Below are 17513 nucleotides of genomic sequence, written 5' to 3'. Positions count from 1 at the left end.
CGCTCCCGCATCGCGGAGCTTTCGCCTCGGTGACTTCGGGCGAAAGCTTTCCGCGATGCGAAAGGCCCGAGCTACCTGGGTCATCGAGTAATGCCGGGCCGGCGGCCCGCATCCCGTCCGCCTTCGCCGAGGCTTCGGCGGATCAGGGCCCCGACTGCGCCGTTGCTTCCGATGAGGTGCTCGGCAATCAACCCGCCATAGCTCGTCAGAGCGACGGCGGGCCGGGCTCGCGCCTGGCCGCGCCTCGACGTCGAACCAACTGAGATCGACCGTCTCATGATTTCGAGGGCTGGCGCGGCGACTTGTCGCGCCGAAGCGAAGAGAAGGCAGGTGTATCGAGCAACGTATCCAGCGTGCCGCACGGAGCCATTCTCCAGGATGCCGGGGCGCGAAGCGGCGCGGGGCTCTCGCGGCAACGAAGGCGTCCGATGCCAGGCCAGCGCGAATCGGCGCATCGCGCGCATCCGCTATACTGCCCCCCCACGTGCCCCGCCGTAACGACATCGAATCGATCCTCGTGATCGGAAGCGGACCGATCGTCATCGGCCAGGCTTGCGAGTTCGACTATTCGGGAACGCAGGCCGTGAAGGCGCTCAAGCGCGAGGGCTACCGGGTGGCGCTCGTCAACTCGAATCCCGCGACGATCATGACCGACCCGGAGCTCGCCGACGCCACCTACGTCGAGCCCCTCACTCCGGCGACGGTCGCGCGGATCGTCGAGCGGGAGAAGCCGGATGCGATCCTTCCGACCGTCGGCGGACAGACGGCGATCAACCTCGCCCTCGCGCTCTCGGACTCGGGCCTCCTCGAGAAGCTCGGCATCGAGCTGATCGGCGCGAAGGAGGAGGCGATGCGCCTGGCGGAGGACCGCGACCTCTTCAAGAAGGCGATGATCGAGATCGGGGCCGACGTCGCCCGATCGGAGACCGCCCGCAGCGTCGAGGACGCGGAGCGCATCGCCGGCCTGCTCGGTTTCCCGCTCGTCATCCGCCCGTCGTTCACTCTCGGGGGGTCGGGCGGGGGGATCGCCGGGGATCCCGACACCTTCCGGCGGCTCGTGCGCCACGGCCTGTCCGAATCGCCCTCGCACGAGGTCCTGATCGAGGAATCGCTCCTCGGCTGGAAGGAGTTCGAGCTCGAGGTGATGCGCGACCTGCAGGACAACGTGATCATCGTCTGCTCGATTGAGAACTTCGATCCGATGGGCGTCCACACGGGGGACTCGATCACCGTGGCTCCGCAGATGACCCTGTCGGACCGCGAGTACCAGGCGATGCGCGACGAGGCGAAGGCGGTGATCCGCCGCGTCGGCGTCGAGACCGGAGGCTCGAACATCCAGTTCGCGGTGAACCCGGCGACGGGCAGAAGGGTGATCATCGAGATGAACCCGCGCGTCTCGCGCTCCTCCGCGCTCGCGTCGAAGGCGACCGGCTTCCCGATCGCGAAGATGGCCGCGCTCCTGTCGGTGGGCTATACCCTCGCCGAGATCCCGAACGACATCACGAAGAAGACGCCGGCGTGCTTCGAGCCCTCGCTCGACTACGTCGTCGTCAAGATTCCCCGCTGGACCTTCGAGAAGTTCCCGAAGGCCGATTCCCGGCTGACGATCCAGATGAAATCGGTCGGCGAGGCGATGGCGATCGGCCGGACGTTTTCGGAGGCGCTCGGAAAGGCGATCCGGTCGCTCGAGATCGACCGCCACGGCCTCGACGACGGCGGCCCCGACCTTCCGCGGGAGGACGTCGCGGCGCGGCTCGCCACACCCACGCCGGAGCGGCTCTTCCACCTGCGGCGCGGCTTCCGGACGGGGATGTCGATCGAGGAGATGCACGCGATCACCGGGATCGACCCGTGGTTCCTGGCGCAGATCCGCGAGACGATCGACCGGGAGCCGGCGCTCGCCGACCCGGCGCGCGCCGGCGACCCGGAGCTCCTCCGCGTCGCGAAGCGTTCGGGGTACTCCGACCGGGCGATCGCGCGTCTGCGGGGTGGCGCCGAGGACGACGTGCGGCGCTTCCGTCTCGCGCACGGGATCCGACCCGTGTACAAGAGGATCGACACGTGCGCGGCCGAGTTCGACGCCGAGACGCCGTACTTCTACTCGACCTACGAAACGGAGAACGAGTCGCTGCGGACGCCGAAGCGGAAGATCGCGATCCTCGGCGGCGGTCCGAACCGCATCGGGCAGGGAATCGAGTTCGATTACTGCTGCGTCCACGCCTCCTACGCGCTGCGGGACGCGGGGTACGAGACGGTCATGATCAACTGCAACCCGGAGACGGTCTCGACCGACTACGACACCTCCGACCGTCTCTATTTCGAGCCGCTGACGTTCGAGGACGTCGCCGAGGTCCTCGACAACGAGAAGCCCGAGGGCGTTCTCGTGCAGTTCGGCGGGCAGACGCCGTTGAAGCTCGCGCGCCGCCTCGAGGCCGCCGGGTTCCCGATCGCGGGAACGAGCCCCGACTCGATCGACCTCGCGGAGGACCGCGTCCGGTTCGGGGGGCTGCTCGGCGAGCTCGGGCTGCTGGCGCCGGCGCATGCGGAGGCGCTCTCGAAGGAGGAGGCGATCGCGGCCGCGCGGCGGCTCGGCTACCCGCTCATCGTCCGTCCGTCCTACGTTCTCGGGGGACGCGCGATGGCGGTCGTTTTCGACGACGGCGCGCTGGCGATCTTCATGGAGCGGGCGCGCGAGGTCTCGCCGGAGCACCCGGTCTTCCTCGACCGCTTTCTCGACGACGCGGTCGAGCTCGACGTCGACTGCCTCTCCGACGGCGAAGACGTCTGGATCGGCGGCGTCCAGCAGCACATCGAGGAAGCCGGGATCCACTCGGGAGACTCCTACTCGGTGCTCCCGCCGTGGAAGATCGCCGCCGGCGACCTCGCCGCGATCAAAGACGCGACGCGGCGCCTCGCCCGCGCGCTCGGCGTGAAGGGCCTCATGAATACCCAGTTCGCCATTCAGAACGGGTCTCTCTACGTTCTCGAGGTCAACCCCCGGGCGTCGCGGACCGTCCCTTTCGTCTCGAAGGCGATCGGCGTCCCGATGGCCAAGCACGCCGCGCGGCTGGCCGTCGGAGCGAAGATCGCCGATCTCCGCCTTCCCGCCGAGCGGGAACCGCTCGATTTCTTCATCAAGGGCCCGGTCTTCCCGTTCAAAAAGTTTCCGGGGGAGGACACGCTGCTCGGTCCCGAGATGAAGTCCACCGGAGAGGTGATGGGCGTCTCCCCGCGGTTCGGCCACGCGTTCGCCAAGGCGTGCGAGGGCGCGGGCCTCCAGTTCCCCACGGGCGGCACGGTGTTCCTGACGGTGAACCCCTTCGACAAGGACGCGATCGAGCCGATCGCCCGCGAGCTCTCGGCGATGGGATTCCGGCTCTACGCGACCGAGGGGACGGCGGCGCATCTGGCGCGCGCGGGGGTCTCCGCGACGAGCATCTTCAAGGTCAACGAGGGGACGCCGAATGCCGTCGACCGCATGGACGCCGGGGAGATCCAGATGGTCATCAACACGCCGCTCGGCAAGCTCTCGCACTACGACGAGGCGGCGATCCGGGCCGCCGCGCTCCGGCTGAACATCCCTTGCCTGACGACGCTGTCGGCGGCGACGGCCGCGGTCGAGGCGATCCGCGCCCTGCTGGAGGGCGCCACCGAAGTCGCGGCCCTCCAGGATTTCCACGGGCCATGACGATGCGCGCGCTCGGCCGGGCGCTTTGCGCCCTGCTCGCCGCGGCGGTCCTGGTTTGCGCGTTCCCTCCCGGCACCCGTCTGGCCGCGGCGGCGGTCGCCGGCGCGGCGGCGGCGTTCGTCCTCGGGGTCGCGGCGCCGGGCCGCGGGATTGCCGCCATCGCGTTCGCCTGCTGCGTGTCGGGATCCGCGGCGGCCGCGGGCGGCCGATGGGGGCTCCTGCCGTGGCCGGCCCTCGGCGCGCTTTCCTTCGCCTCCGGCGCCGCGCTCCGCAACGCGATCCGGGGCACGGCCGACGAGCCGTCGCCGCTCGACCGGTCCGTTTCGGCGCTGGCGATCTTCTGGACGGCGGCGGCGGTCGCCGCCGCGGTGTCCGCGCGTACGCTCTGGGCCCTGTTTCACGGCCTCGCCGAGCGGGCCGTCAATGCGCGGATCGTGACCGACTCCGTCGCGATCCGGGGGACGCTCATCGCGCTCGCGGCCGTCTCCGCAGGCCTGGCGCTCTATGACGCGGCAAGGCGGGCGTCCGCGGCGGACCGGCGGCTCGCCGTCCACGCCGTCGCCGCGGGGGCGGCGATTTCGGGCGCTCTCGCCTGGCTGCAGTCCCGCGGGATCGTCGCCGCTTCGCAGTCCCCGTTCTGGAAGACCGTCGGCCGCTTCTCCGGCCTCGGGAGCGACCCGAACGCGGCGGGTGTTCTGGCGGCGCTCGCGATCGGACCCGCGGCGGCGGCCGCCCTGCACGCGCGCCGCCGATGGCTCTGGGCGCTGTGCTCGCTCGCCCTGGCGGCGGGGATCGCGGCCTCGGGATCGCGGAGCGGCGTCCTCGCCGCCCTGATCTCGGTGGGCGCGGTTTTCGCGCTCGAGACGCGGGGACGGTCGCGGTGGACCCGGCCGGCGCTCGCGCTCTTCGCGGTCGCGGTCACCGGCGTCCTGTTCTTCGCCTCGCGGGGCCGCGGCGGAGCGGTCGAGCGCATCATCTCCCTCTTCGACGCGGGAACGCCGTTCGCCTACCGGACCTCCTCGCGAGGCTTGTTCTGGCGGTGCGCGTGGGACGCGTTCCGGCAGGCGCCTCTGGCGGGAATCGGCTGGAACGCGTTCTCGTGGCGGCTCCCGGACCTCGCCGCCGCGCTCGGCGTGCCGACCCCCGTGATGGACAATCCCGGAAACTTCTATCTCGAAGTCCTGTGCGAGACGGGTCTCGCCGGCGCCCTCCTCTTCGCGGTGTTCCTCCGGCGCGCGGGGCGCTCGGTCGCCGGGGCGGTCGGCGGAGACTTCGCGGCGCGCGGCGCCGCGGCCGCGCTGATCGGATTCGCGCCCGCGCTCGCCGTCGGCTCCCATCTCCTCGCGGCGGAGGTGTCGATCGCCGCCTTCCTGACACTCGCGCTCGCCGCCGGGGACCGGCGCGAGGGGCCGGGCCCGCCGGCGCGGCAGCGCCTCGCCTTTCGCGCGCCGGCCCTGATCGGAGGCGCCGTCGTCGCCGCGGCCGCGCTCGGTTGGACGCTTCTCCTCGCCCCGACCGCGACGGCCGACGAAGCGTTCCGCCACTCCGCCATGATCGGTTTCTATCCGCCGGAGCTCGGGGCGCACGGCCCGTTCCGGTGGATGCGTCCCCGCTCCGCGCTCCGTCTCGGGCCGGGAAGCCGCACGACGCTCGCTTTCCGGTACCCCGATCCCGCGCACGCGGCCACACTCGCCGTCCGTTCGGCGGACCGGCCTCTGTTCTCGGGACCCGTATCCGCGAATCCCGCGGTTTTGACGTTCGTCGGTGTCCCCGCGCGGGATTCGATCTTCCTCCTCCGCGCGTCGCCGTCTTTTCGCCCCTCCGACTCCGGCGCCCCCGATTCGCGGCTCCTGTCGCTCCGCGTCACGTCCGCGCCGTGAAGCTTCAGTGGCACCCCGCCTCCGGGAAGCGGACGGTCTTCTCGCTCGACCTCGAGGGACCGGGCGGCGCGGTCGTGGGCGCGGCCGCGGTCGTTTGCGCCCTGCTGTGGCTCGCCCTCCCTCCGTCGCTCGGTGCGGTGCTCGCGCGGTGGCGTCGGGGGCGCGCGGAGGCGGAGGTCTCGATCCTGAACGCCCGGCGGCGCGAGGCGCTCGATCTCGCGACGTCGGCGCTCCGGCACGCGAGCGAGCGGCTCGAGACCGATCGGACGCTGGTCGCCCGCATCGCCTTTCTGTACGGGCTTCGTCCGCTCGCCCGGCGAATCGTCGGGGGGGCCGCCCCCGCGTCGGCCTCCCCGAACGCTCCGGCCGCGAACGTGCTCGAAGACGCGGAACGGCGCGTCGCGGTCTTAACGCAGGCGGTCGCCGCCCTCGAGGCCCACGAAGCGCGCGATCCCGCCTCGGCGTCTCTCACCCCCTCGATCGCGCCCCTTCCCGACGCGGCGTGGGTGGTGACCGGCGACTTTGGATGGCGAACCTCCCGCATCACCGGGCGGACGGAATATTCCGCGGGAGTCGATTTCGCGGCGCCGCGCGGACGCCCCGTCTTCGCAACGGCCGACGGCGTCGTTCGCTGGACGGGTCCGGTCTCCCTGCGCGGCGGGCCGGCGTACTTCCGCTTCGGGAAGGTCGTGGCGATCCGGCATGGCGCGCGCGCCGTCACCGTCTACGGGAACCTCGATAACGTCTCGGTCGCGCGCGGGCAGCGCGTGCGGCGGGGCGACCGGATCGGAACGGTGGCGGAGAGTCTCTGGTTCGGCGCCCCCCGCCTTCGCTACGAGGTCTGGCGGACCTCGGAAGGAGAGCCGTTCCCCGTCGACCCGCGGCTCGCGATGCTTCGGGACCGGTCGCCGGGCGTGCTCGACGCGCTGCGGAAGGCGCTCGCGTCGAGCCCGAGGCCGCCGTTTCCGCTACCCGGCGATTTTCGGTAGGCGTTCGCGGCCCGCGGCGGGAAGAACGTTCAGTCGATCGCGCGCGCCGCTTCGAGGACGCGCTCGATCTCGGTCTCGTCGTTGCCGACGTGCGGCGCGAACCGGACGGCGCCCTCCCGCGGCGAAGTGACGATCTTCCTCTCCTCGAGCTTCGCCACGGCGGCCCGCGCGTCGCCCGACGGGGGAACCGCGGCGAGGATCGCCGAGCGTGAGCCCTCGGGCGTCCGGAACGTCCAGCCGAGGCTCGCGAGCCCATCCCGGAGCGCGCCGGTCAGCCGCCCGATGTGGCTCTGCGCTTCCTCCATGCCGATCGAGGACAGCAGGTCGATCGCCTCGGCGAGCGCGAAGACCGATCCCGTGGGGAGCGACCCGGCCTCGAACCGGCGTCCCGATTCGAAAATCCGCAGCTCGTACGCGAGCTGCGAATCCTGCCAGGGGACGTTCCACCATCCGACCCAGGGCGGGCGGACCGCCGCCTTCGCCTTCTCCGAGAACGCGAAGATCGCGAGCCCTTCCGGACCGTAGAGGAACTTGTGCCCGTCGGCGGCGAGGACGTCGATCCCGAGCCTTCCGGCGTCGATCGGCATCGTGCCGAGACCCTGGATCGCGTCCACGACGAGGAGCGTCGGCCGGTCCCGGCAGAGCGCCGCGAGGTCGGCGATCGGAAGCACGGCTCCGGAATGGAACGCGACCCACGAGACGGCGACTACGCGCGTGCGTTCGTCGACGAGCGGCGCGAAGTCGCCGGCCGTGAGACGGCCGTCACGGCTCCGGGCGATCCGGTATTCGACGCCGCGCGGCGCCAGATTCATCCAGGGATAGACGTTGGCGGGAAACTCGAGATCGTCGCCGACGACGTTGTCGCCCGTCTTCCAGTCGAGCCCCTGAGCGACGAGGTTCAGCGCGAGAGACGTGGAAGGGAGGAGCGAGAGCCGCGACGCGTCACCGCCGACGAACGCCGCGGCCTTCTCGCGGAGCTCGTCGTACCTCCGGTACCACGTCTTCCAGCGGAGCGCGCCGAAGTTCGACTGATCGTCGGCGTGCGCGCGCACGGCCGCCGCGACCCGGGCCGGCAGCGGCGCGACCGCGGCGTGGTTGAGATAGACCAGGTTCTTCCGGACGGGGAACTCGCGGTCGAGGTTCGCGGAAGAAAAGTCGAACATGGGGACAGTCTAACGCCCTGAATCTCGTCGGAGCAGGGCCGAGTTGAAGCGGTCGCTTTCGGCGCCGCTTAACTCGGCACGGACCTGGGCGGCGCCGAGTCGAAGCGCACGCGCGCCGCTTGACTCGGCGGAGATCCGCGGTGTCGACGGCGACGCGGCCGCGCGCTCCTCGCCGCCGAGGCTTCGAGCATATCCGTCGAAATCGTCACCGGAGGCCGTCGGCGAGGTACAGGTCGCCGAGGTTCCGGAAATAGGAATACGCGTACCACTTTCCGTCGGGCGTCACGACCGGCTCGATGACGCTGACCTGCCCGGCCGAATCGCCGAGGCTCAACTGTTTGATCACGTCCCACCGGCCGCCGGCGATGTCGAACCGGGCGAGCTTCGTGCCGCCTCCCTTCTCGTGCGTGTGCGTGAGAATCGCGCGGCCATCCGGACTCCAGACGCATCGCGTCGCCTTCGCGGCGCCCCATCCCTTCACCGGCCGGATCTCTCCCGTTTCGAGCGAATAGAACGCGGCCGTCGAGCCGCCGGCCCCACCCGGCGCCCTGCTCTCGTTCCGGGCGTCGGTCACGAGCATCGTCTTGCCGTCCGGCGAAACGGGCGCCCACCAGGTGACTCCCTGCACCCCTTCCGGCGTGAGAGGCCGGGCCTTTCCGCTTTCGATGTCGACCGACCAGCAGCGGCGCTTGTGCCCTTTCTCCATTCCGCAGACCGTGAACCGCCGGCTGTCCGGGAACCAGCTGACGGCTTCGCCGTCCCTCTCGACGAGAGGTTCGAGAGAGAGACGGCGGGCTTCGCCCGCTCCCGTGGGAAGCAGCAGCAGCGGCGGATCGGTGCTCCCGAGCGGTGTCGCCAGTACCCATTTGCCGTCCGGCGAGAGGCCGCCATGAATGGCGGAGCCTTCTCCCAGGCGAACCGCGGGGGACCCGTCGGTCTTGCGCAGATAGACCGCGGACACGGCGCCGGCCCCTTCTCCCGACTCGGTGAAGAGCAGCGTCCTGCCGTCGGCCGAAATGTCGGAGATCCACGGAGCGTCGAGCCACGAGAGGTCGACCTCCTGGGCCCTGTCCGGAAAGAGGCCGGCGAGCTGCGAACGGATCGTGTCCCTCGAGAGGAGAACCCGGCCGTCGCGCGAGATGTCCTTCAGCGTCACGGCTCCCGGAATGCCCGCCACCTGCCGGACTTTCCCCGAGCGGTCCATCGCGCGCAGCGACGTTGCGGTGCCCGTTTCCGCAGCGGAGAACCAGATTTCGTCTTTCTTCGGCGCCCAGGCGAGGCCGGCGACGCTTCCCCAGACTCTCGTCGTGAGGAGCGTCTTCCCCCGGGTGTCGATCACCAGGATGTCGCCTCTGCCGTCTTCGTCGGCGTCGAGAATCGCGAGCCGGTCGCCCGAGGGAGAAATTCGAACGTCGCCGACCAGCCGCTTCGCCTTGAATACCGTCGTACCCGGCGGGTACTCGACATGGTCGGCGGCCTCGCCCATCACGGTCCCGAAAGCCCTTATCCCGACCGCCAACCGGTCGCCCTTCGGGGACCAGTCGGCCGCCGTCACATTCTCGACGAGAGTCCGGGGCGCGCCGCCGCCGAGGGAGACCTGGGCGAGCGCGCGGCCGCGGCCGTCCCCCTGTTTCTGCGCGATCGCGAGCTCCCCCGACGCCGAACAGGCGAACAGTCCGGAATCCGGGAGCCCGAGCGGCCGCGACTCGGGGCTTTCCACGCGCGCCGTGAAGATCTCTTCCGGAGCCCCATCCCACGAGGCACTGTAGGCGATCGTCTTCCCGTCCGGCGTGAAGCGGGCCGTTCCGATGGTCCCCCGCCGGAACGTGAGACGCTGGAAAGAAGGCGCCGGGGAGCGCCGGACGCGCGTGGCCAGGAAGACGCCGGCCCACGAGGCGAGGAGCGCGGCCGCGATCGCGGCGCGTTTCGCTCGCGCGCCGCGGCGGGGGCGGGCGGGCGACACGGCGACCGCGGTGCTCGCCGCCTCCGGGAGGCGCTCGCGAAGCGTCGCGAGGTCGCGAGCGAGATCGCGTGTCGAGGCATAGCGTTGGCCGGCGTCCTTCGCGAGACAGCGCTCCACGATCCACCGCAGCGGCGGAGGAACGCTGCTCGGAAGCGCCTCTGGATCCTCCCGCAGGATCGCCGAGAGCGTCTCGGCGGCGCTGCCGCGCCGGAAGGCAGGACGCCCCGTCAGCATCTCATGGAGGATCGAACCGAAGGAAAACTGGTCCGAGCGGACGTCGACCGCAGCGCCGCGCGCCTGCTCGGGCGACATGTAGGCGACCGTGCCCATCACGATCCCGGGCGCGGTCGCGGCGCCGTCGGAGGTGGGGAGCTGCGACACGCCCGCGTCGGCCGATTGCGCGAACTTGGCGAGGCCGAAATCGGCGATTTTCGCGAGTCCCGTCTTCGAGATCAGGACGTTTTCCGGCTTCAGGTCCCGGTGCACGATCCCCTTCTCGTGCGCCGCCGCGAGCCCGGAGGCGATTTGCCCGGCGAGGTCGAGCATCTTCCGGACGGGCATCGGCTCGCCCATGAGGGCCCGGAGCTCGGTTCCGTCGACGAGCTCCGTGGCGAAGAAGTGGACGCCTTCGGCCGCGCCGACGTCGAAAACGGTGACGATGTGCGGGTCCGAGAGCGCCGAGGCGGCCCGCGCCTCTCCCTCGAACCGGCGGAGTCGCTCGGAATCGCCCGCGAACTCTTCCGGAAGGATCTTGATCGCGACCTCGCGTCCGAGCCGCGAGTCCCGCCCGCGATACACCTCGCCCATGCCGCCGGCGCCGAGCGGAGAGAGGATTTCGTAGGGGCCGAGGCGCGAGCCGGCGCGGAGCCTCATCGCAGCCCTGTCACCACGTAGAGATTGTTGAGATACCGGCCGTACGAGTAGGAGTAGCCCTTCCCGTCGGCCGTCACGAGGGGTCCCTGGATGAAGAGAACGCCGGCCCGATCCGCCGGACCCAGATCGGCGAGGAGGTCGCGCTTTCCGGTGCGGACGTCCAGCCGAAAGAGATGTGCGGGTGCGGTCCCCGTCCGGACGAAGAGCGCCGAGCCGTCGCCGCTCCAGCGAACGATCTGATCGTTCGGAGCGGTGTTCGCCACGGGTCGGGAGGGGCCCCCGTCGAGCGGGAAGATCTCGATGGTACCGGAAGGGCCATGCGCGGCGATCGCCCTGCCGTCGGGCGAGATGCGGCCGAGCGATGTCGCGCGGACGGGAGACGGCCGGGGAGGTCCGCCGGAGATCGGCTGCTCGAAGATCCTCGGCGTCGGGTGCCCCGGATCGCTGGCGAAGAGAAGGAGCCTCCGTGAGTCGGGGAACCAGTCGGCGTTGGAGACCGCGACGCCGGGCGCCGTCAGGTTGATCTCCTGACCGGCGCCGGTCGGAAGCAGAACGATCGCCCGCTGCGGATCCGCCGAAAGCGCGACTGCCCATTTTCCGTCGGGCGACAGCCGCACGGACCGGCCGGCGCCCAGCCGAACCGGCGGCGATGCGCTGTCGGTCTTCCGAAGGAGGGTCGCGCCTGTCGCGCCCTGGCGGATTCCCGCTTCCGTGAGGAGCATCGTCGCGCCGTCGGCGGAAAGATCCGTCGCCACGGCATCTTCATGCCAGGAAAGGTCGGTCTCCGCCGCGGCGCGCGGAGCGCGGAAAACGATCGAGCTCGGCCAGAAATTCTGGCTCACAAGTACGCGGCCGTCCCGAAAGACGTCCTCGAGAAGAAGGACCCCGGGAGTTCGCGTGATGACGTGGACGTTCCCCGAGAGATCGACCGCGTGTACGCTCATGGTTCCGGTCGCCGCGCCGGCGGGACGCGCGGAGAACCAGATTTCGCGTCCCGACGGGTTCCATGCCAGACCGCCGAGGGTCTGCCAGCCGGAGGCGAGAACGCTCGTCTTGCGCCGCCCGACGTCGGAAACCTCGACCGACTGCGTCCCCGGCGCGAGGCTCGCCTCGGATCCGTGCGTGACCACGATTGCGAGGCGCTTCCCGTCCGGCGAGAAGCGCAGCGCGTCGACGGAGGCCGCTGGACCGGGATCGAAGAGCACGTTTCCGATCGGATACTCGACCCGCCCGCGCCCCGCGACCTGGTGCACGACGGCGAGCTCCGCGCCGTCGGGAGACCAGTCGGCATCCACGACTCCGTCGAGGATCTGCCGCGGCGCTCCGCCCGCGAGCGTCGTCTCGGTGAGCATGGTCGCCAACGTCGCGGGGTGGTGCATCACGCCCAGGGCGACTTGTCCCGTGGAAGAGATCGAGTAGACGGTGCCTTCGGGCCAGGCGAGCTCGGTCGAGTCGGTGCTGTCCGTCCGCGTCATGTACGTCCGCCGCGGACCGCCCTTGACGCGCGCGGAATAGAGGATCGTCTTCCCGTCCGGGGCGAAGCGCGCGTTCCAGATGTTGCCTGTCTGGAACGTTACCTGATCGTAGGCCGGAGGCTCGCGCGGCGGAGGTTTCCAGAAGATCTTCGCGAGCATCGCGCCCGCAGCGAGAGCCGCGACGAGTGCGGCGCCAGCGAGGATTCGCGATCGGCGTTTCGGTTCGGCGGCCGCCGGCGCGGCCGCGGCCGGACCGGAAACGGTCTCGCTCAGATGATCGCGGATCGATTCGAGCTCCCGGTGCAGGTCGGAGGTCGACGCATACCGCCCTCCGGGGTCCTTCGCGAGGCAGCGCTCGACGAGCCACCGAAGCGGCGGCGGCGTGCCGGAAGCGGCCGTCGCAAGCGGCTCCGGATCCTCGCGCAGGATCGCCGCAAGGGTCTCCGCGGTGCTGGCGCGCCGGAACGCGGTCCGGCCGGTCAGCATCTCCCAGAGGATCGCGCCCAGGGCGAACTGGTCGGAGCGGAAATCGACGGCGGCGCCGCGCGCCTGCTCCGGCGACATGTAGGCGACCGTTCCCATCACGATCCCGGGCGCCGTCGCGACGCCGTCGGAGGTGGGGACCTGCGACCCGCTCGCGCCGCCCGCTTCGGTGAGCTTTGCGAGCCCGAAGTCTGCGACCTTGGCGAACCCCTTCCTCGTGACGAGGACGTTTTCCGGCTTCAAGTCCCGGTGCACGATCCCTTTCTCGTGGGCGGCCGCGAGCCCCGAGGCGACCTGTTCCGCGAGGTCGAGGACCTTCCGGACCGGCATCGGATCGCCCATCTGCGCCCGGAGATCGGTTCCGTCGACGAGCTCCGTCGCGAAGAATTGCACGCCGCCGGCTGTTCCCACGTCGAACACGGCCACGATGTGCGGGTCCGAGAGAGCCGAGGCGGCGCGCGCTTCCCCCTCGAACCGTCGAAGCCGCTCCGGATCGGCCGCCCACGCCTCCGGGAGGACCTTGATCGCGACGTCGCGTCCGAGCCGAGTGTCACGGGCGCGGTACACCTCGCCCATCCCCCCGGCGCCGAGGGGGGAGAGGATCTCGTACGGGCCGAGCCGCGTTCCTGCCTGTAAGGTCACGAAGGGATCTCTTTCCCCGATCCGCCTCGAGAAAGCCTATCGCGACGGCAGCTCCTCGGCGAGCCAGACGTCGGCCTGGCGGTCCTCGTCGAGACCGACGACGATGCGCAGGCCGGGGCTTGCCCATGCCTTGGCGCCCAGCTCGGGGCTGGCGGACACGGGCGAGGTTTTCCCCGTGGCGAGATCGATCGTGGCCAGGCGGTTTTCCCGGATGACCAGGAGTCGGAGGCCGTCGGGATACCAGCCGCCGTGCGCGACGGCGGATCGAAGAGCCGGTACTCTTTCGTGCCGAGGTCGAGAACCGCAGCGCGCGGGGGATCGTTTCCCCGGTAGACGTATCCGGCGAGCCGGCGCCCGTCGGGAGACCAGGCGAGGGCTCCGAAATTCGTCCCGGGCGGCCCCGGCGGAGGCGGAAACCGCTGCGGGTGTTCCCAGGGGAGCGCCTGACGCGCGTCGAAGACCGCGATCCCGTCGGCGAGGCTCGTGGCGAGGCGATCGCCGGCGGGCGAGAGAAGAGGGACCCAGCCGGATTCCTCGCGCGTCGTGCGGGTCAGCGGTTCGAGACCGCTTCCGTCGGGATGGATGGCCCACGTCTCGTATCGGCCGTTTCGGAGGGATTCGAACAGCGGCCGCTTTCCGTCGGGCGACCAGGAGACGTAACGATCGAATTCCGGGTCGTCGGTGAGCTGAACCGGCGTTCCGCCTCCCGACGGCACGACATAAACGTCCTCCTGCGGCGAAAGCGAGGTGAAAGCGATCGTTCGGCCGTCCGGAGAGGGGGCCGCGGACATGACGCTTCCGGTCATCGACACGATCTCGCGGCCGGCGCTCGCGGCCGTCGAGCGGACCGGATCGAGGTCGAGGCGGCGGATGATCGTTCGGGACGAATACGCCGAATACACCCACCGGCCGCCCGAGCGCGCGAGATTCGGTCGCCGTCTCCGGTCAGCGCGGTTTTCGAACCGGGGCTTCGGCGCCCGGTACGTTGTCGGCAACCATGATCGATGCGAACTCCTCGCCGGTCGAGATCGTCAGGTGCGCACCGTCCGGCGAAAGGCCGAGCGACTCCGTGACGTACTCGGGCGAGAATCCGGCGACGGGATGACGGCTGCCCGCAGTATCGGCGCCGGGCGCGAAGTCCTGGACGAACACGCCCGTCAGGCCCGCCGCGTCCTCTCCCACGTAATACACGGATTTACCATCGCGGCTCCACCGGGCGCGCCCGTAGATGATCCCGGGCGCGCCGACCGTGAACGGCGCCGCGATCGTGAAGGGCACGGGCCGCCCCGAGCCGATTTCGAGGAAGTGGACGGTGTTCTTCAGCCTTCTCCGGTTCTGCTCGACGTAGAGCGCGTAGCGCCCGTCGGGCGAGACGTCCGTGCCGACGCCGTCGACCTCGACGAGGCGGACGCCCCCGGTCCCGTCGGGATGGATCTTCCAGATGCCGCGCTTTTCAGAGTTCCCGCTCCAGTAGACGATCCACTGCCCGTCGGGAGTTTCCGTGGGATTCTCGGCATCGACGCCGTCGCGGGTGATCTGCCGCGCTCCGCTGCCGTCGGCGTTGGCGGTCCAGACCTCGAGATTTCCCGTGCGGTCGGAGTCCCAGAGGATGTGCGCGCCGTCGGGCGTGAACGCCGGGTCCCAGTCCTGCGCGCTGTCGTCGGTCACCTGCCGGAGAGCCCCGGTTTCGAGCTCCATCGTCCACAGGTCGAGGTTCCCGCTGCGGTTGGACGAGAAGAGGATGCGTTTTCCGTCGGGAGAGTACGTCGGCTGGCGGTCGATCGAGCTGCCTTCCGTGAGGAGCCGGGCAGCCGCGCCCGCCCGGCCCGCCAGGGCTTCCCGGAGGTTCTGGCGGCGCAGCCGCTGCGAGAAGACGAGGCGGCCGCGGGAGAGCACGTCGCACCGCGAGACCTCGCCGGCCGAGGCGTTGATCGCGGCGAGGCCCTCCGCCCAGAGGACCGGCCGCGCTCGCCCGGAGGACCGGTCGAGGTCGAAGACCCGGCTCTCCGAGCCCGCGATGTCCCCCATGATGCTGGCCGCCTGGATGTAGAAGAGGTGGTCGCCGGTCCCGGACCAGGCGAGACCGCCGACCGCGTACCCCGGCCGGTCGGGGCCGAGCGGCGACACGCGGCCCGTCGCCGGATCGATCTGTCGCAGGCGCCACGTGGCGGAATTCCGGTTCAGGTTTCCTTCCGAGAATCCGATCGTCCGGCCGTCGGGCGACCATCGCGGCGAATAGAACTCGATGTCGTCGAGCGCGGGGAAGTCGGTTTCCTTCCCGGTTTCGAGGTCGTAGAGACCGAAGCGGGAGACCGCGCGCTTGGTCGTGCTCAGCCGGAAGAAGGCGATCTTCCGGCCGTCCGGCGACCAGTCCGCTTCGACGACGTCGTCGACGAGCCTGCGCGGCTCGCCGCCCACGAACCCCACGCGGTAGACCGCCTGGGTCGCGCCGAGGTCCCGCAGGAAAAGGATCGACGAACCGTCGGGAGAGAAGCGCGGGCGCCGATCGGGGCCCGCCGTCAGCGGCGTCTCGCCTCCGCCGACGAGCTGTTTGATCCAGATCCGGGACTTTCCGTCCCGCCAGGACGTGAACGCGATGAGCTTTCCGTCGGGCGATGCGGCCGGATCGCTGTCCGCCCCGGAAAAAGTCAACGCGTGCACGCGGACCGGATCGCCGGCCGACGGCGCCCGCAGACCGCGCGCGAGCAGAAAGCCGGCGAGGATTCCCGCGGCGATGCCAACGACGGCGATCGCGGCGCCGGCCCGGCGCGGCGCCCGGACGGCCGCGCTCGCTCCCGTCACCGTCCCGCTCGGCTCCTCGAGCGCGAACGCGATGTCGCTCGCCGACTGGAACCGCTGCTCGGGCTTCTTCTCGAGGCAGTGCCGGACGACGCGGTCGAGCGCCGGCGGGATCGGCCGGCCGGTCTCCGAAAGCTCGGGAGGGTCCTCGCGGAGGACGGCCGTCATCGTCTCCGCGGAGGTCTCGCGCTGGAACGCGCGCCGGCCGGTCAGCATCTCGTACAGGACGGCGCCGAAGGAAAAGATGTCCGAGCGGTGGTCGACCGCCTGCGCCTTGACCTGCTCGGGGGACATGTAGCCGACCGTCCCCATCACGGTGCCCGGCTCCGTGTAAGCCGAGACGGTGGGGGAGTGGGTCTCGTCGGCGGCGACGCCCCGGCCGGTCAGCGGCTTCGCGAGGCCGAAGTCGAGGATCTTCACGCGTCCGTCGTTCGTGACGAAGACGTTGTCGGGCTTCAAATCCCGGTGGACGATCCCGGCCGCGTGCGCGGCGGCGAGGCCGGCGCAGATCTGGCGCGAGAGGTCGATCGTCTTCCGAAGCGGGAGCGAACCTCCGGACAGCGTCTCGCGGAGCGTCTCTCCCTGCAGGAGCTCGGTCACGGCGAAGGCGGTCCCGTCCTGTTCCCCGAAATCGTGGATCGCCAGGATGTTCGGGTGCGACAGCGCGGCGACGGCCTGCGCCTCCCGCTCGAACCGCGCGAGCGCGTCGCGGTCGCGCGCGACGGACTCCGGCAGGACTTTGACCGCGACCTGACGGTTCAGGCGCGTGTCGCGAGCCTTGTACACCTCGCCCATTCCGCCGGCTCCGAGGGGCGAGACGATTTCATAGGGACCCAGTTTCACCCCGGCCGCAAGCGTCATGGGAAATCCGCAGTCGTGCCGAAGCTCCGAACGAGCGAAGGCGGATCGTAGGGACCGAGCCTGACTCCTGCGACCAGGCTCATCGGAACATCCTGGCCGCGCCGAAGCGGCTCGGCCGCGAAGGCGGGCCGCCCGCTCCGAGGGGAGAGAGGACTTCGTAGGGTCGCAAACGAGTTCCGTTGGCGAGTGTCATTCGGAGTTCACCATCTTACCTTGCGAGCGCCATCATCCAGAGATCCCCTTCCTCGTACGGCTCGACCCAGGTGAGCCGCCGGCCGTCGCGGGACAGGGCGAACTTCTGCCAGACGCCGCCCGGTACGGAGCCGCGGGGGAGAACATCGTGAACGCTGCCGGTCCTCGTGTCGAGAAGCGCGATGTCCCGGTCTCGCGAGAAGAGGATACGCTCGCCGTCAGGAAGCCAGACCGGGTTCGATCCGTGGACCTTCAGGTCCCGGTACGCGCCCGAACCGACGTCGAACGAATAGATCTCGCCGGGCTCGAACGTCAAATGCGCGGCCACCCCGACGAGACCGCGCCCGTCAGGGGACCACGCGACGGGGTAGAAGCGGATGCCGGGCGCGATGGGCGGAAGCTTCCTGAGAGAGGTCGCCGCGGCGCGCGGGTCCAGCGTGACGGAGCCCTCCGTCGCTCCCGCGATCGAAAGCGTCCGGCCGTCCGGAGACCAGGAAGTGACCCC

General features: G+C 70.6%; 9 protein-coding genes. 3 read left to right on the top strand and 6 right to left on the bottom strand.

Going from position 1 to position 17513, the window contains the following annotated elements; all coding sequences use genetic code 11:
* The first annotated feature begins 484 nt into the window (after positions 1 to 484).
* From carB to VKH46_15410, 3 genes are read left to right on the top strand one after another with little or no spacing between them, the layout of a single operon-like run.
* Entirely contained in the window at positions 485 to 3688 is a 3204-nt protein-coding gene (gene carB, locus VKH46_15420; protein ID HKB72235.1) for a carbamoyl-phosphate synthase large subunit, read from the top strand.
* Positions 3685 to 5568 (top strand): O-antigen ligase family protein, encoded by a 1884-nt coding sequence (locus VKH46_15415; protein HKB72234.1) that lies wholly within the window; start codon positions 3685 to 3687, stop codon positions 5566 to 5568. The genes carB and VKH46_15415 overlap by 4 nt, the downstream gene beginning before the upstream one ends.
* Positions 5565 to 6557, top strand: a complete 993-nt coding sequence (locus VKH46_15410) for a M23 family metallopeptidase (GenBank protein HKB72233.1) — start codon at positions 5565 to 5567, stop codon at positions 6555 to 6557. Before VKH46_15415 ends, VKH46_15410 begins: the two co-directional genes overlap by 4 nt.
* A gap of 29 nt (positions 6558 to 6586) precedes the next feature.
* On the opposite strand, the gene VKH46_15405 is transcribed toward VKH46_15410, so the two are convergent.
* From VKH46_15405 to VKH46_15380, 6 genes are all read right to left on the bottom strand, one after another.
* The gene (locus VKH46_15405) at positions 6587 to 7720 is read right to left on the bottom strand and encodes an aminotransferase class V-fold PLP-dependent enzyme (protein ID HKB72232.1); all 1134 of its coding nucleotides are present in this window, start codon (positions 7718 to 7720) and stop codon (positions 6587 to 6589) included.
* A 205-nt stretch (positions 7721 to 7925) separates the two neighbouring features.
* A complete protein-coding gene (locus VKH46_15400; protein HKB72231.1) occupies positions 7926 to 10556 on the bottom strand; it encodes a protein kinase in 2631 nt (876 codons plus the stop codon).
* Positions 10553 to 13156: a protein kinase gene (locus VKH46_15395; GenBank protein ID HKB72230.1), complete on the bottom strand. Its 2604-nt coding sequence runs from the start codon at positions 13154 to 13156 to the stop codon at positions 10553 to 10555. The genes VKH46_15400 and VKH46_15395 overlap by 4 nt, the downstream gene beginning before the upstream one ends.
* Before the next feature lie 36 nt (positions 13157 to 13192).
* A complete protein-coding gene (locus VKH46_15390; GenBank protein ID HKB72229.1) occupies positions 13193 to 13315 on the bottom strand; it encodes a hypothetical protein in 123 nt (40 codons plus the stop codon).
* A gap of 786 nt (positions 13316 to 14101) precedes the next feature.
* Positions 14102 to 16816 (bottom strand): protein kinase, encoded by a 2715-nt coding sequence (locus VKH46_15385; protein HKB72228.1) that lies wholly within the window; start codon positions 16814 to 16816, stop codon positions 14102 to 14104.
* A gap of 208 nt (positions 16817 to 17024) precedes the next feature.
* Positions 17025 to 17513, bottom strand: a 489-nt coding sequence (locus tag VKH46_15380; protein ID HKB72227.1) for a hypothetical protein, incomplete at its 5' end; no start/stop codon positions are given.

It is taken from the genome of Thermoanaerobaculia bacterium, from assembly GCA_035260525.1.
In the GTDB taxonomy this organism is placed as follows: domain Bacteria; phylum Acidobacteriota; class Thermoanaerobaculia; order UBA5066; family DATFVB01; genus DATFVB01.
This window is presented reverse-complemented; position numbering and strand designations above follow the sequence as displayed.

What these genes read in the sequence shown, in the direction of transcription:
- VKH46_15415 (HKB72234.1), top strand. Translation starts at nt 3,685, where the DNA reads ATGACGATGCGCGCGCTCGGCCGGGCGCTTTGCGCCCTGCTCGCCGCG.
- VKH46_15405 (HKB72232.1), bottom strand. Translation starts at nt 7,720, where the DNA reads ATGTTCGACTTTTCTTCCGCGAACCTCGACCGCGAGTTCCCCGTCCGG.
- VKH46_15400 (HKB72231.1), bottom strand. Translation starts at nt 10,556, where the DNA reads ATGAGGCTCCGCGCCGGCTCGCGCCTCGGCCCCTACGAAATCCTCTCT.
- VKH46_15385 (HKB72228.1), bottom strand. Translation starts at nt 16,816, where the DNA reads ATGACGCTTGCGGCCGGGGTGAAACTGGGTCCCTATGAAATCGTCTCG.